This is a genomic window from Saccharibacillus deserti (assembly GCF_013618475.1).
Classification (GTDB): Bacteria; Bacillota; Bacilli; order Paenibacillales; family Paenibacillaceae; genus Saccharibacillus; species Saccharibacillus deserti.
Genome location: NZ_JABJVN010000002.1, coordinates 734890 through 751255 on the forward strand (window position 1 = coordinate 734890; position 16366 = coordinate 751255).

At 58.2% G+C, this 16366-nt stretch carries 10 protein-coding genes; 6 read left to right on the forward strand and 4 right to left on the reverse strand.

The features are described from left to right. Window positions 1–172: 172 nt before the first annotated feature. Window positions 173–2422 (forward strand): FAD-dependent oxidoreductase, encoded by a 2250-nt coding sequence (locus HOP44_RS09375; RefSeq protein WP_172252675.1) that lies wholly within the window; start codon window positions 173–175, stop codon window positions 2420–2422. A 22-nt stretch (window positions 2423–2444) separates the two neighbouring features. Further along, window positions 2445–4640 carry a molybdopterin oxidoreductase family protein gene (locus HOP44_RS09380; protein WP_172252677.1) on the forward strand — a complete coding sequence of 732 codons (2196 nt, stop codon included), beginning with the start codon at window positions 2445–2447 and terminating at the stop codon, window positions 4638–4640. Between the two features lie 67 nt (window positions 4641–4707). Here HOP44_RS09380 and HOP44_RS09385 read toward each other — a convergent pair whose 3' ends face one another. Then, complete coding sequence (locus HOP44_RS09385) at window positions 4708–5136, reverse strand: threonine/serine exporter family protein (RefSeq protein ID WP_172194372.1); 429 nt, start codon at window positions 5134–5136, stop codon at window positions 4708–4710. An 18-nt stretch (window positions 5137–5154) separates the two neighbouring features. Further along, window positions 5155–5910 carry a threonine/serine exporter family protein gene (locus tag HOP44_RS09390; RefSeq protein ID WP_425501844.1) on the reverse strand — a complete coding sequence of 252 codons (756 nt, stop codon included), beginning with the start codon at window positions 5908–5910 and terminating at the stop codon, window positions 5155–5157. 390 nt (window positions 5911–6300) lie between these two features. Here HOP44_RS09390 and HOP44_RS09395 point away from each other — a divergent pair, with 390 nt between their 5' ends. Both HOP44_RS09395 and helD read left to right on the forward strand, forming a co-directional pair. Further along, a complete protein-coding gene (locus HOP44_RS09395) occupies window positions 6301–7380 on the forward strand; it encodes an aromatic acid exporter family protein (RefSeq protein WP_172252681.1) in 1080 nt (359 codons plus the stop codon). Window positions 7381–7710: 330 nt separating this feature from the next. Continuing rightward, the gene (gene helD, locus HOP44_RS09400; protein WP_172252683.1) at window positions 7711–10071 is read left to right on the forward strand and encodes an RNA polymerase recycling motor HelD; all 2361 of its coding nucleotides are present in this window, start codon (window positions 7711–7713) and stop codon (window positions 10069–10071) included. Window positions 10072–10178: 107 nt separating this feature from the next. On the opposite strand, the gene HOP44_RS09405 is transcribed toward helD, so the two are convergent. Next, a complete protein-coding gene (locus HOP44_RS09405; RefSeq protein ID WP_172252685.1) occupies window positions 10179–12185 on the reverse strand; it encodes a methyl-accepting chemotaxis protein in 2007 nt (668 codons plus the stop codon). Between the two features lie 224 nt (window positions 12186–12409). On the opposite strand from HOP44_RS09405, the gene HOP44_RS09410 reads away from it, so the two are divergent. Next, on the forward strand, window positions 12410–12742 hold the full coding sequence (locus tag HOP44_RS09410; protein WP_172252687.1) for a hypothetical protein: 333 nt from the start codon (window positions 12410–12412) through the stop codon (window positions 12740–12742). Between the two features lie 78 nt (window positions 12743–12820). On the opposite strand, the gene HOP44_RS09415 is transcribed toward HOP44_RS09410, so the two are convergent. Next, window positions 12821–13765, reverse strand: coding sequence for a helix-turn-helix transcriptional regulator (locus HOP44_RS09415; protein ID WP_172252689.1), 945 nt, complete (start codon window positions 13763–13765; stop codon window positions 12821–12823). Between the two features lie 250 nt (window positions 13766–14015). Between HOP44_RS09415 and yicI the strand changes: the two genes are divergently transcribed. After that, a complete protein-coding gene (yicI, locus tag HOP44_RS09420) occupies window positions 14016–16331 on the forward strand; it encodes an alpha-xylosidase (protein ID WP_172252691.1) in 2316 nt (771 codons plus the stop codon). Window positions 16332–16366 lie beyond the last annotated feature (35 nt).

Below are 16366 nucleotides of genomic sequence, written 5' to 3' on the forward strand. Positions count from 1 at the left end.
TGACTTAAACTTTCTATTCCCCTAATCTATGAATAGTCATTCGGTACAATGGAGTACCGCTTTGCATCGGCAGCGCAGCCTATTTTTCTTTCTAAGGCGGAAGAAGATAGGCTTTTTGTGTCCTGAATTTTCGGCAGGCGAATCTTGAAAGGCAAGAAAGGATGAGGCGGATATGCTCAAGCAAAAGCCGAAGCTGGTCGTGATCGGAAACGGAATGGCGGGGATCCGCTGTCTGGAAGAAATTCTGAAGCTTGATCCCGACCGGTTCGAGATGACGGTGATCGGCGAAGAACGCTATCCCAACTATAACCGGATGATGCTCTCCAAAGTGCTGCAGGGCAGCTCTTCCTTCGAGGAAATCGTACTGAATCCCTATGAATGGTATAAGGAACACGGCATTGCCCTGCATACGGGCGAACGGGCCGTGCGGATCCGAACCGGCGAACACCGGGAAGTCGAGACCGCTTCGGGACTGTGTCTGCCCTGGGATCATCTGATTATCGCTGCCGGTTCTTCCGCGTTCGTTCCGCCGATTCCCGGTGCCGACAAAAGCGGCGTCATTTCGTTTCGGAATCTGGAAGACTGTGCGGCCATGATCCGGGCTTCCGGCAGCGTGCGCCGGGCCGCGGTAATCGGGGGCGGCCTGCTTGGGCTCGAAGCGGCACGCGGCCTGCTGAATCTCGGCATGGACACACAGGTTGTTCACAATGCGCCTTTCCTGATGAACCGACAGCTGGACGAGACGGCGGCCCGGCTTCTGCAAAAAGAATTGGAAAGGCAGGGCATGCGGTTTCGGCTGAATACCACGACGGACAGTATTACCGGTCTCGGCCGGGCCAAAGGTCTGCTGTTTGCGGATGGAGGACGGCTGCAGACGGATCTGGTTGTTCTGGCGGTAGGGATCACGCCCAATACGGAACTGGCGGCAGCCAGCGGCATTTCCAGCCGGCGCGGAATCCTGGTGGACGACGGTCTGCGGACGAATATGCCGGACGTGTACGCCGTAGGCGAATGCGCCGAACACCGGGGGATCGCTTACGGCCTGGTCGCTCCGCTCTACGAACAGGCCAAAGTGCTGGCGAACCGGCTGTGCGGCGCTTCCGACGCATCGTATCGCGGCTCGACGCTGTATACCCGGCTCAAAGTTTCCGGCGTCGACGTCTTCTCGGCCGGTGAAATCCGTGAAGACCAAGCGGAAGTCGCGCAGCGGACCGAAGACGGCATCCGCGGTCTGTACCGCAAAGTGACGATGAGGGAAGGGCGGATCGTCGGTGCGATCCTCTATGGAGATACGGCGGAATCGGGCTCGCTGCTGAAACTGATCGGGCAGCGGGCTTCCATCGAGAGTCTGTCTTCCGGCGCGGGCGCCGGAGGAGGCCTGCAGGCGGCCGCCGCATCGCTGCCCGAATCCGACGCGGTCTGCGCCTGCAACGAGGTCAGCAAAGCCGCTATTATGCAGGCGGTGATCTCGGAAGGTCTGACCTCGGCCGACCAGGTCAAGCGGGCTACGGGAGCTTCGGGTTCCTGCGGAGGCTGTCGGCCGATGGTGGAAGCTCTCGTCGAATACGCCAAATCGGGAGCGGGCTCCGCTCCGGGTGCCCGGTCTGGTCGGGAAGAATCGGCGGAAGAAGCGCTGTGCGGCTGTGTGCCTTTTGGCCGTACCGGGCTCAAAGCCGCGGTTCAAGCGGCAATACTCGAACTTTCGCCGAGCGAACGGGCTTCTGCGCCGATCGGTCTGACCGGCCGGGGATTTCGTCTGATCCCGGGGCGGGAGTGGGCAGGCGGCTGCGAAATCTGTCGGCCGGCCGTGCTCTATTACCTGCAAACAAGAAGCGGGGCCTATGCGGACAAATCGGAAAACACGGAGCGGACTCGCGTCTGTAAAGCGCTGATTCCGGCGCGGGAGGAGCCGTCCGATAGACTCGCACCGGCGGATGCGGTGCGCGGGATCGAGGCGCGTTTGGCTCGGAGCCTGCGGTCGGTGAGACTTCCCGGAGCCGTGGACGCAGCGGTCTCGGCCGGTCCGCACGATCCGCGGGGCATTGCGGTCCGGGATATCGGCTTGGGGCGCTGTCCGGCCGGATGGGAACTTTACGCCGGCGGACATGCGGAGCATCCGGTCCGCGCCGGCGAATGGCTTGGAGTCGCGGAAAACGCGGAAGAGGCGATCTTGTTCGGGGAAGCGCTGCTGCAGCTGTACCGGGAACAAGCTTTTTACGGCGAGGCGCTGTGGGAATGGTTCGAACGGGTTGGCCTGAGAGCCGTCCGGGAGATTTTGCTGGATCGCGCGCTTCGGGAAGAACTGGCTTGGCGTTTGGGGGAGGAAGTGGAGGAGGCGGCCGTCCGGGCGGAAGACGTGATTCGGATTGCCGCTCCGGACGCGCCGGGACCGAAGGTAGAATTGAAATCCGTTTCCCATTAATCGATCGAGAAGGAGGAGGCTTATGTCCAGTCCATTAACCGAAACAGAGGCCGGCGGCAGAGCATTTGCCGCCGGACAGACCCAATGTCCGTTTTGCAGCGTACAGTGCAAGATCAAACTTGAAGACGCACCGACGCCGGAAGGAGGAGCAGCACTGCGCGCGCGGGGAGACGACAATGCCGCTTCCGAAGGCCGTTTGTGCGTCAAAGGGCAGCAGGCGCATCAGCATGCGGTAAGCCGGGAACGCCTTCGGTATCCGATGATTCGGCGCGAAGGCCGGTTGGTTCGGGCATCTTGGGCGGAAGCGATGGAGGCGGCGGTGAAGCTGTTTGCGGATTCGTCCGAACGATACGGTCCGGATTCGGTCGGCGTATACGGCGGGGGTTCTTTGACGAATGAGACGGCTTATTTGCTCGGCAAGTTCGCCCGGCTGGCTCTGGGAACGAAGTATATCGACTATAACGGCCGATTCTGCATGTCCGCCGCCGCTTCCGCCGGCAGCAAGACATTTGGCCTGGACCGCGGGCTGACTTTTCGATTGTCGGATATTCCGCAGGCATCCTGTATCGTTCTGGCGGGAACCAATCTGGCGGAATGCCAGCCGACGCTTATGCCTTATTTCAACCGGGCCCGCGAGAACGGCGCTTCGATCATCGTCATCGATCCCCGGGCGACTTCCACGGCAGCCGCTTCGGACCTGCACCTGGCGGTCCGGCCGGGCACGGATGCGGCGCTTGCAGCGGGGATGCTGCAGGTGCTGCTCGAAGAAGGACTGATCGACGAGACGTTTATCGACAGCCGCACCCGGGGGTTCGAAGAACTGAAGCAGCGGACGCTCGGCCAGATGCCGCTTGCGCAGACGGCGGCGTTCTGCGGAGTGGACGAAGAGTCGATCCGGCAGGCGGCGAGACTGTACGGCCGGGCTCCTACAGGAATGATCCTGACGGCCCGGGGCGTCGAACAGCAGACGGACGGTCATCTGGCCGTGCGGGAATTCCTGAATCTGGTGCTGGCCACAGGCAAGATCGGGCGTGAAGGCTGCGGATATGGCGCCATTACCGGGCAGGGCAACGGGCAGGGCGGACGCGAGCATGGGCAAAAAGCGGATCAGCTGCCGGGATACCGTTCCATTACGAATACGGCCGATCGGGCTTATATCGCTTCGGTCTGGGGGGTGGAACCCGAACGAATTCCCGGAGCCGGCGTCTCGGCCTACGAAATGATGGAGCGGATTCACCGGAAAGAAATCCGGACGCTGCTGGTGATGGGCTCGAATCCCGTGGTGTCCAATCCCAATATCGTTCTCGTGGAAGAAAGTTTGGCCAAGCTGGACGGATTGATCGTAGCGGATCTGTTTTTGTCCGAGACGGCTCTGCTGGCGGATATCGTGCTGCCGGTTACCTCGTATCTGGAGAACGAAGGCACGCTGACCAATCTGGAAGGCCGTGTCCTGCTGCGGGAAGCCGTTCGTCCGGCGGTCGGCGAAGCGCGCCACGATTGGATGATCCTGTGCGAAGCCGCACAGAGACTCGGGCACGCGGACGGTTTCCGCTTCCGATCCGCCGAAGAGATCTTCGACGAGCTGCGGTTGGCCAGCCGGGGAGGACTCGCGGATTATTACGGCATTACGTATGAGCGTCTGCGCCAAGAAGAAGGCGTCTATTGGCCCTGCGGCGAACAAGGCGGAGGCGGCGGGCTGATGTTTGAACAAGACTTCGCCCATGAAGACGGCCGGGCCGTCTTTTCTTCGCCGCCGCAGACGGTATCGGATACCAAAGCGGTCTCGCCTGCCTATCCGCTGATTTTGACCAACGGGCGCGTGCTGTCGCACTACCTGACAGGCGTGCAGACTCACCGCAGCCCCGTGCTGGAAGCGCGGGAAGCGGCCGCTTTTCTCGAGATGCATCCGTTCGCCGCCGGACGAATCGGAGTGCGCGAAGGGGAATGGGTACGGATCGAGTCCGAGGCCGGTACTTTCTATGCGCGAAGTCGCCTTACGTCCAAGATTCGGGAAGACACGGTATTTGCTCCGATGCACTGGGGCGGCGCGCAGAATGTCAATCGGGCTACCCTGCCCCATCTGGATCCCCACTGCAAGATGCCCGGATTCAAAACGACGCCGGTTCGCGTGACTTCCTGCGCCGCCGCTCCGGAAGAAGCGGTCCGGCTGGGCAGATCGCTGGTGCGGAGCCCGCAGGGTCGAGCGACCAGGGAATAGACAAAAAGCGGCGCCGTTCCTGCCTATTAAGGCAGGGCGGCGCCGCTTGGCAGGGACGTTCGAGGGTTCAGGCGGCCGTTTCCCGGCGGCGCAGCATCTGATTCAGAACTTCGGACAGCACCAGTCCCGCGGCGATCGCGCCTGCGATCATCAGTGTCTGTGCGCCGATCTGAAGAGCTTCATCGTACCGGTTCTCCACGAAGCGGCGCATGGCATTGTAGGCCATGCCGCCGGGGACAAGAGGGATGATGCCCGCGACGCTGAAAATAATCACCGGCGTCCGGTAGATTTTGGCGAACAGCTGGCAGAGGATGCCGACCAGCAGCGAAGCGGCAAGGGTTGCCGGGGCCTCGCCGATTTCGCCGCGGATCGACACATAGAGCACCCAGCCCAGCATGCCGACAAGTCCGCACAGCGGCAGCGATTTTCGGGGGGCGTTAAACAAGATGACAAAAGAAGCCGCAGCGAAAAAACTGGTCAGAAAATGGGCCCACATCGAGGTTCTCCTCCTACTCTAATGGAAAAAGATAAGCGCTACGGCGATGCCGGCTCCGATCGCAAACGCGGTCAGGCAGGCATCGGCGCCTTTGGAAATGCCGGATACCAGATGGCCGGCCATCAGATCGCGGATCGCATTCGTAATCAGCAGGCCCGGTACGAGCGGCATGACCGAACCGACCGCGATCCGGTCGAACTCGTATCCGAAGCCGCCCCAGATAAAGAGCAGCGCCAGCAGGCCGACAAGCAGCGCGGCCGAAAATTCGGCGAAGAATTTGACCTGAACGACCCGGTGCAGCCAGACCGAAGCGGCGAAGCCGGCACCTCCGGCGATAAAAGCGGCCGGGAAATCGGGCCAGCTGCCTCCGAACATAATCAGGAAGCAGGCGCTGGTCAGGGAAGCGGCCAGAATCTGGATCGGCAGCGTATAATTCAAAGGCGCGGACTCCGTCTGAAGCAGCAGCGCTTTGGCTTCATGGGCGGACAGTTCGCCGGAAGCGATCTGGCGAGAAATGGCATTGACTTCGGCGATCTTGTGCAGATCGGTCGTCCGCTCCTCGATCCGGATCAGCTTTGCGGGCTGCTCGCCGCTTGTCGAGAAGATCAGAACGGTCGGCGTGACATAGCTGTGGCTTTCCGTCAGGCCGAAAGCCGTGGCGATCCGAACCATCGTATCTTCCACCCGGTACGTTTCCGCGCCGTTTTGCAGCATGATTTTTCCGGCCAGCAGGCACAGCTCGATCGTTTCGTAAATGGATGTTTTTTGGCTCACCGCGGACTTCTCCTTCGCTCGTTCGTTCATGGCAACTCATTGTAACATAACTGAAATCTGTTTTTCAGCTTGTCTTAAGCTTTCGTGGTTAAACTCTAAATACAACCCCCCCTTTGTAATAGATACTTTGGACCGCAGGCGCCGTACGGCGCTGCGGTCCCTTTTTTTGCGGCCGGGCTTTGCATGGATACCGGCAGAACGGTTATACTAGGGAATCGGACCTGCCCGGCAGCTCCCGCCCGCCGGCTTGGAACCGGTGTGTAGGTCGGGGCATAAAGCGGGTAATATGGGAAATGGAGCGAATCGGAACTGATCCGGACCCGCCGGAACGAGCGAGGCGGATGCCCGGCATCCGCAGGTTCGAAGCAGGCGAACAAAGGAGGAATCGGCGTGAATTTCGGCGCACGGATGCTGAAAACGGGGATCGCGGTCACCCTGGCTTTATACCTGACTATGCTGCTTAACCTGACGCCGCCCGTTATTGCGGCTATTGCGGCCATTTTTGCCATGCAGCCTACCATTTACAAATCATGGACGTATTTTCTCGATCAGCTGCTCACAAACACCCTGGGCGCCGTTATTGCGGTTACGGCCGGCCGGCTGCTGTCCAGCGAGCCGATTGCCGTCGGGTTGACCTGTATCGTCGTGATCATGATCTGTTTGAAGATGAAGCGGGCCGACACGATCGGGCTGACGCTCGTTACCGTTATTGCGGTCATGGAAGCTTCGGGTCAGTGGGACTTTGCCCTGAATCGTTTCTTGATCAGCGTGATCGGGATTTTTGCCGCGTTTATTGTCAACGTGCTGGTGCTGCCTCCCAAACCCAAAGAACAGTTTATCGGACAGATCCAATCGACGTTCAACCAGCTTTCGCTGCTGATGCGCACCGCGGTATCGGACGAAATCAAGGAAAGCGTGTTTCGCGACGAACAGAAGGCGCTCGAAGGTTCCATCCAGTCGCTGACGGAAAAATACAATCTGCTCGAAGAAGATCAGCACAAGCGCAAACGTCCTTCCTACACGGAAAGCCGGCATCTGGTCGTCTACAAACAGATGCTGCGCACTTTGAACAAAGGCAGCGAAGTCGTGCAGGCGGTGGAAGAGCATTATTTTCCCGCGGCCCGGACGTTCCGGTTGGATCAGCTGTTCGACGAGCAGTTGGAGTATATGATCAAATATCACGAACATGTCCTGCTGAAGTTCGAAGGCAAGCTCAAGCCCGACGATCAGCCGTGGCAGAACCTCGAAGAAGAGAACGAGCGTTTCGCCGCCGCCATGAAAGAGTATTTGCAGCAGCAGGAAGGCAGCACGATGCGCCTGACGATTGTCGCCGCGGAAATCCATGCTTATGGCTATCAGCTGGAGCGGTTGAACCGTCTGGTCGAGCATTACGGCGACAGCGGAAGAATCGACAAGAAATCGTGGAAGCAGCGGCTGAATCCGAAGAATTGGCACAGCTCCAAATCGTAAACCATTTGAGGAAATTCGTTTACGCAAAAAGCCGGAGGGTAATAAGGGAAGACGCGATCCGCACGGGCGGCTGCAAAAAAGGGAAGGAAGACCGGATGTCCGGCGCTCCTTCCTTTTTTGTATGACTTCCGGTTTCCAAAGCTGCGGCAGACGGAAGAATGGGGTAAAATGGGCATAAAAAAACACCTTGCGGAACCGGTTGAAAGTTGATTTCCCCGGGCGGCAGGCGTACAATGATATTCTGTCTGTATAGAATAATTCGAAAATACTCAACATGAAATCATAACATGGATCCAGATAGATGTCAATAGATGAAAAGGGGATGAACCTATGGATATGACCGATATGGAATGGAAGCGGGAGCAGGAGCGCGTCGATGACGTCACGGACAAAGTCGTCCGCCGTATTCGCGGGCTGGAAGCGCAGGTAGGGGAGATGCGCGGAGATGTCGTCGGACTGCGCAAAGAGTTCTGGGACGAAGTCACGATGAACTTTGCCGAGCCGGACGATCTGGGAGAGACGTCGACCAGTATGCGTCAGCAGTCGCAGGTGCTGGCCGAGCGCGAGTTCGGTCACAAGCGTGCCTATTCGCAGCTCGGGAAGCTGCGCCGGCTCAAGAATTCGCCTTACTTCGGTCGGATCGATTTTCGGGAGGAATCGGATGCGGCGGCCGAGCGGATCTATCTCGGCATTTCTTCGCTGCTGGACGATAACGAGCAGGAGTTCCTGATTTACGATTGGCGCGCGCCGATCTCGAGTCTGTACTACGACGGCGCCCCGGGCGACGTATCGTACCGGACGCCGGGGGGCAGCGTCCAAGGCGAGATGGAACTCAAGCGCCAGTATGTCATTCGCGACGCGAAGATCCGGGTCATGTTCGATACGGGGATGACAATCGGTGACGAGCTGCTGCAGGAAGTGCTCAGTCAAAGCGCCGACGATCGGATGAAAAGTATCGTCTCGACGATTCAGCGGGAGCAGAATGCGATTATCCGCAACGAGCAGAGCCGCCTGCTGGTCGTGCAGGGCGCCGCGGGCAGCGGCAAGACCTCGGCAGCGCTCCAGCGCGTAGCTTATCTGCTGTACCGGTACCGCGATACGCTGAGCGCGGACCAGTTGGTGCTTTTCTCGCCCAACTCGCTGTTCAACAGCTATGTCTCGACGGTTCTGCCGGAACTGGGCGAGGAAAATATGCTTCAAACGACGTTTCAAGCTTACCTTGAGCGGCGAATAGGCCGTGAATTCGAACTCGAAGACGCGTTCGACCAGTTGGAATATCTACTCGGAGGCGACGCGGAGGAAGACGGTGAATATGAAGCGAGACTGGCCGGTATCCGCTACAAGTCGTCGCTGGATTATCTGCAGGTGATCCGCGCCTACCGCGAATATTTGTCGGAGCAGGGCATGGTGTTCCGTCCGATCCGCTTCCAGGGACACGAGATTGTGTCGGCCGAAGCGATGCGGCGCCGATTCTACGCTTTCGATCCGACGATCAAAATTCCGAGCCGGATCGAACAGATGGGCAAGTGGCTGCTGAAGGAAGTGAGCGAATACGGCAAAAGCCAGCGGGACGAAGAATGGGTGGACGAACAAATCCAGCTGCTCGACTCAAGCGCCCTGCACCGGGCTTACAACCTCATGCGCCGCAAGCAAAAAGGAGCGGCGGACACGTTCGACGATTTCGACCAGCAGCGCGAAGCGGCCGCGCGCATGATCGTCAACGATTGGCTGAAGCCGGTCCGCAAATGGATCAAGCGCCAGCGCTTTGTCGATGTCAAAGGCATGTACCGCCGGCTGTACAAAGACGAGATTCTGTTCATGACGCTGTCCGGCGGTCGTCCGCTGCCGGCCATGTGGCACGAATTCTCGCGGCAGACACTTGACCGGCTCGCCAAGTCGGAGCTGATGTTCGAAGACGCTACGCCGCTTCTGCTGCTGCGGGAGCTGCTGCAGGGATTTATTACCAACACGGCGATCCGGCACGTGATCGTCGACGAAGTGCAGGATTACACGCCGTTCCAGCTTGAATTCCTCAAACGTTTGTTTCCGCGCGCCCGGATGACGGCGCTCGGCGATCTCAACCAGGCGATCTACGGGCATGACTCGGCGCTGGACGATTACGATCCGCTGCTGAATCTGTACGGGCGCGAAGAAAGCATGGTTCTGCGCCTGACCCGCAGCTACCGCTCGACACGCGAGATTACCGAATTCACCAAAGCGATGCTGCCGGAAGGCGAAGAAATTCTGCCGTTTACCCGCAGCGGCGAGAAACCGGTCCTGCGCCGGTTCGCTGCCGCGGAAGAGGGCCGCATGGAAGACGCGCTGGTGGCGGACATTCAGGATCTGCGCGAACGCGGACTCGATTATATCGCGATCATCTGCAAGACGCAGAGCGAATGCGGCGAGCTGCACAAGCGGTTGAAGAGCCGTCTGGACACGCGCCTGATTACCAAAAATACGCCGGCGTTCGAGAAAGGAACGGTTATCGTGCCGGCCTATCTCGCCAAAGGCGTCGAGTTCGATGCCGCGCTGCTGTACAACGCGTCGGCGGACAGCTATTCGCGCGAATCGGAACGCAAGCTGTTCTATACGTCCTGTACGCGGGCCATGCATGTGCTGCATTTGTACGCGGCGGGGGAAGCGAGTCCGTTCGTGACCGGCGTGGACGCGAAGCTTTACGACGTTCGGTAAAAAAGCCGTGCCGGCAGAATCCGCTGCCGGCCGCAGCAAAAAGCTCCCCCGAAGCAACCGGGCGATTCGTTCGCCTGTTCTTCCGGGGAGCTTTTTGCGTTGTCCGTTTATGCGATCTTGAACTGATCGAGCAGGTTCTGCAGTTCCTGCACCATGCTGCTTAACGATTTGGCGGAGTAGGAAACTTCTTCCATAGCCGCCTGCTGCTGCTCGCTGGCTGCGGCCACGTTCTGCGTAGCGTCCGAAGCCTGTCCCGAAATCCGGGCCAAATCTTCCATGGTGGCGCTGATCTGCTGCGAGCCTGCGGACATTTGTTCCGACACCGTCGTGATTTCGAGAATCTGGGTGACGATCTGCTGGATCTCCGAGACGATGCCGGTGAACGCTCTGCCGGCGTCTTCCACAAGCGCCGTACCGGAGAAGACGGCCTGGGTACCGGTTTCGACCGATTTTACGGCGGATTCAGTCTCCACCTGCATTTCTTCGATAATTTCCCGGACTTTCTGTGCGGAGTCTTTGGTTTTCTCCGCGAGATTGCCGATTTCCGAAGCCACGACGGCGAAGCCTTTGCCATGTTCCCCGGCACGCGCCGCTTCGATGCCCGCGTTCAGGGACAATAAATTGGTCTGCGTGCTGATCCCGCTGATTACGTTGATGATATTGCCGATGTCGATCGAGCGGCTGTGGAGCTGGATCATATGCGTCGAAGTGACCGAGACGGACCGGTTGGCTTCGTTCATATCGCGGACAGCCTGCTGAATGATCTCGTTCCCCTGCGCAGCCTGCCGCGAAGTATGCTGCGAAGATTCGTAGAGAGTGGAAGACGATTCCGAGATGCGCTGAATGCCCGCCGCCAGTTCTTCGAGGGAAATCGCGCTTTCCCGAGTTCCGGTAAGCTGTTTCTCGGCGCCGGCCGCCACTTCCTGGATCGTATGGGCGATATCTTCGGCTGCGGTGTTGGTTTCGTCCGCCCCGGCTGTCAGTTCTTCCGCGGTAGAAGCAACATGCAGGGAGTGCTCGGTAACCGTCGCCATCATTTTGTTCAGCATCTCGCTCGTACCGTTCAGGTTTTCCGCCATTTTGCCGAATTCGTCTTGGGTAGTCACCGGTATGGAATACGTGAAATCCCCTTGCGCCAAATGTTCGGCCATCGAATTGACCCGCGCCGTATGCGCGGTCAGGTTGCGGGTATACAGCAGAATGACTCCGACGACGAGAACCAAGCCGATCGCCACAAACAGAAGGGTTTGCAGCAGCAGGGCATCGATTTTTTCTTTGAGTTCATGTTCCGGCAGCGCCAGGGCCACGATCCAGTCGGTCTGGTCCAGTTTGGAAAAATACACATGGACGGGACCTTCCGGAGAATCGTAGACGGCGGAGCCTTCCCCGTCGGCCAGAATCTGTTGGGCCAGGGCGGCTGACGCCGGGTCGGCATCTTCCTGCAGCTTGACTTGCATAATCTTGTCCGTCTCCGGTCCGGCGAGATAAGTGCCGTCTTGACCGAGCATGAATGCCCAGCCGCTTGTTCCGACAGCGGTGTCCGAGACAATCGTTTGCACGGTGTCCAGATTGATATCTCCGGTTGCAACGGCAACGAACCGTTCTTCGTCGTCATAGACGGGAACGGAAGCCGTGACCATGGTCGATTTCGTCGTTTCATCATAGAAAGCGGGGGCATACCGGATTTCTTTTTGATCGACGGCAATCTTGTACCAGTCCTGCGACGGGTAATCGTAACTTGGATCGCTGTAATCGTGGGTCACGACGACTTGGTTTTGTTCATGAAAAGCATAGGAAGAAACATATTTCGCGCTGGATTGATAGACTCCGGGTTCGAAGTAAAGGCCGACGCCAAACGTATCGGGATTGACTTCCAGCGCATCTTCGAGCACCGCGTCGTAATCCGCCAGCGTCAACTTTTTGTAGTGGCCCTGAATCGACTTCGCCAGCGTTTCCGGTACCCGGCCATGCGAAATAATCCGGTTCTGGATACTTTGGCGGGTATTGCCGAGCTGTTCGTGCATGCTGCTTTCGGTCTGATCCAGCAGCAGCCCGTGCGACTTGAAAATAACGGCACCCGAGACGCCTATGACAATGACCAGCAGAAGCGGCATAATCAGGAGCAGGGTTTTGGCTTTGATGCTTCTTAGTTGTATGAGTAACGCCCCATTTCTCAAAAAAATAAACGTGTACGTAACTATATCGACTCCGAACGCCTTTTTTTGGAGAGAAATACGCATTTTGCGGTTTTTCTTCGGAAGTCGGAGTCGACTCTGACGCAGCGTCATCCTGTAAAGCGAAAGCGAAAGCGAATCGGAAAGGGGAAAACGGATGCGTATTGCAACGCTGCGTTCCGACGACGTATAACCGCAGGATCATGCAGGCGCCGGAGCGGGAAAAGCGCAAGCTGTACCGAACCCACACGATGGGGCCTTTCCGGCCCAAATGGGAAATCCAGCAGATTCCGTTTCAGGCGGCGGAACCCGGCGGGTTCGACGTACTGACGCTGAGCGGCCTGATGTATATGCCGCCGCAGGCGGTCGGCAAGCCGCTGCGCGAACAGCTGGAGCCTATCTCGACGGACGATTTCTGGAGAGACTGCGAAGCGGTCGTGCGCGGCAGCCTTGAAGCCTTCTCGCGCCGGGGCGTTCGGCTGCCGGTCCGGGACTAACTGTTCACGGTGCTGCTCGGCAATCCCGACAGCCGCGTATTGGAATCGAACGCAGCAGGCGGCATTCGCAGCAGGCGATTACGCTTCACTGCCGCCGACCGCCGGTTCAATCCGGGCAAACGTCGGAGAATGGGAAGCCTCGGCGGCCGCTTTGAGTCGTTTGCGGTACTGCGAAGGCGTGCAGCCCTGGTGCTGCTTGAACACCGAAATGAAATAGCTCAGACTGTCGAAGCCGACTTCCATCGCAATCTCCACGATCTTGTGTCCGCTCGTTTCGAGCAGCCGGCAGGCCTGCTGGGTCCGGTAACGGTTGAGATAATCGACAGGGCTTTTATGGACCATGCTTTTGAAAAAGCGGCAGAAGTGTCCTTCGCTCATATTCAGCAGACCCGCCAGATCGCTAAGCTTGATCGGGGACGGATAATGCTGATGCATATAACCGAGAACCCTTTTGAGCCGCTGGATTTTCTCGCCGTCACCGCCGGAAGCCGCCGGAATATTCTCGCGCATATGCCCCTGCAGCAGCGCGAAAATCTGGCACAGCCGGGCTTTGGTCATCAGCTGGTAAGCGGGAACGGAACGTTCGTTGTCCGAGATGATCGCCGCAATCAATCCCAGAATATCGCGCTCCCAGTCTTCGCGTCCGGTCAGATGCGAAGGCGGGAGCGATTTTTTTTGCAGCAGAGGTTCGATAAACCGTTCCTGCAGCGCGTCGTAACCCCGGCTGGACAGAAAATCCCCGTCGAACACGACCGCCGAGAACGCGCACGGTTCGTCGCCGATCCGGTGGCCCGCATGCAGCTCGCCGCCGTGGACGAACATCGCTTCGCCCCGCGACACTTCGTAATATTCCGTGCCGATCTGGAACCGGATCGTTCCGCGGGTAACGATCGTAAATTCCATTTCTTCGTGCCAGTGGGAATCCATGATCGTCGTGTAATCCAAATCTTCCATAACGTAAACGCTGACGGGGTACATGGGATTGCCGTGTATGCGTTCTTCTTTTAACAAAGCGCGTTCCATAGAGAAGTCCTCCTTCGATCGAACGGTGCGACGCGCAGCGGAAAACGTATCGAACACCGTCAAATATGAAATCGTTTCCAAATTGTGGTCATTAAGAGAGGGGCGGGATAGAAAATATCAAAATAACGATACTTTAGATCAAAATAACGGAAGAAAATTCACTTAAAGATCAATATCATTATATATGTAGTCACGGCGATCATACAACGGCGCCGAGGGCATTCGACAATTTCAAGGGGGCTTTATACGCATGAAATTTACCGATGGATATTGGATGGTCCGCGACGGATACAACCTGCAGAATCCGGTCGACATCCGCGACGTGGTACAGAAGGACGATTCCTTCACGGTCTATGCGGCAACAAAAAAAGTGGAAAAACGGGGCGACACGCTGAATGCGACGCTGCTCAAAGCGACCTACAGCTCGCCGATGCCGAACGTCATCCGCGTTCGCTTGAACCGTCACGCCGGCGGCGTGAAACAGACTCCCGAATTCGAACTGTACGGATCCGAGACGAACGTGCAGATTACCAATAACGAAGAGCTGCTGGCGCTGCAAAGCGGCGAGCTCAAAGTCAGCATCAACCGCAATACGGGCTTCGCCAGCGAGTTCCATTACGGCAGCCGCCGCCTGACCGGCAGCGCGTTCCGCCGTGCGGCGCATATCGAGAACAAAGCCCAAGGCAAAACCTACTTCCGCGAGCAGCTCGATCTGGGCATGGGCGAATACGTATACGGTCTGGGCGAGCGCTTCACCCCGTTCGTGAAAAACGGCCAAACGGTCGATATCTGGAATGAAGACGGCGGCACGAGCAGCGAGCAGTCCTACAAAAACATTCCGTTCTATATCTCGAACAAAGGCTACGGCGTATTCGTCAACCATCCGGAAAAAGTCTCGTTCGAAGTGGCTTCGGAAAACGTGTCGAAAGTGCAGTTCAGCGTAGAAGGCGAAACGTTGGAATATTTCATCATCGGCGGCGAAAATCCGAAAGACGTCCTCGATAACTTCACGAAGCTGACCGGCAAACCGGCGCTCCCGCCGGCCTGGACGTTCGGTTTGTGGCTGACGACTTCGTTTACCACGAACTACGACGAAGAAACGGTCAACCATTTCGTCGACGGCATGAGCGAGCGCGACCTGCCGCTGTCCGTGTTCCACTTCGACTGCTTCTGGATGAAAGAATACCAGTGGACGGATTTCGAATGGGACAAAGACGTGTTCCCCGACCCTGCGGGACTGCTCAAGCGCCTCAAGGACAAAGGACTGAAAATCTGCGTCTGGATCAACCCGTACATCGCGGAGAAATCCGTCCTGTTCGAAGAAGGCATGGAAAACGGCTACCTGCTCAAACGCAAAGACGGCAGCGTCTGGCAGTGGGACATGTGGCAGGCGGGCATGGGCATCGTGGACTTCACGAACCCGGCCGCGGTGAAATGGTATCAGGGTAAGCTCGAAGAACTGGTCGATCAGGGCGTAGACTGCTTCAAGACCGACTTCGGCGAAAGAATCCCGGTGGAAGACGTCGTATACTTCGACGGTTCCGATCCGGTCAAAATGCACAATTATTACACGTTCCAATACAATAAAGCGGTCTTCGAAGTGTTGGAGAACAAACTCGGCAAAAACGAAGCGGCGCTGTTCGCCCGTTCGGCTACGGTCGGCGGCCAGCAGTTTCCGGTTCACTGGGGCGGCGACTGCTCGTCGACGTACGAGTCGATGGCGGAAAGCCTGCGCGGCGGCTTGTCGCTCGGCGTATCCGGCTTCAGCTTCTGGTCGCACGATATCTCCGGCTTCGAGCAGACGGCTCCGGCCGACGTATACAAACGCTGGGTGCAGTTCGGCCTGCTGTCTTCGCACAGCCGCCTGCACGGCAGCGACTCGTACCGCGTGCCTTGGCTGTTCGACGACGAAGCGGTCGACGTGCTGCGCAAGTTCACGAAGCTCAAAAATTCGCTCATGCCGTACCTGTTCAACCAGGCTGCGGAATCGGCGGAACGCGGCATTCCGATGATGCGTCCGATGTTCCTGGAGTTCCCGGAAGATCCGACCTGCGGACCGCTGGATCTCCAGTACATGTTCGGCGATTCGATTCTCGTGGCTCCGATCTTCAACGAGCAGGGCGACGTGACCTATTATCTGCCTGCGGGCAAATGGACAGGCCTGTTGGACGGCCAGACGAAGCAGGGCGGACGCTGGTACAGCGAAAACTACGACTTCATGAGCCTGCCGGTCTTCGTCAGAGAAGGTACGCTGCTGGCTGTCGGCAGCCAGGACGGCAAACCGGACTACGACTACGCCGACGGCGTGACGCTGCATCTGTTCGATCTGGAAGACGGCAAGACCGCTTCCGTGAACATCATCGGTCTCGACGCGAAGGCGGTCGTCGAAGCCTCGGCCGTACGCAGCGGCAATGAGATCAAGATCAGCGTTTCGGGCGGCAAAAACGTCAAGCTCGTCCTGCGCGGCATTTCCGAAGTGTCCGGCGTGGACGGCGCTTCGCATGAAGCCGGCGAGCAGGGTCTTCTGCTGACGCCTGCCGGCGGCAGCGTAACGGTTAAGCTGTAAGTACCAAGTCAAGTATAGGGGTAAAGCTTCTTTCC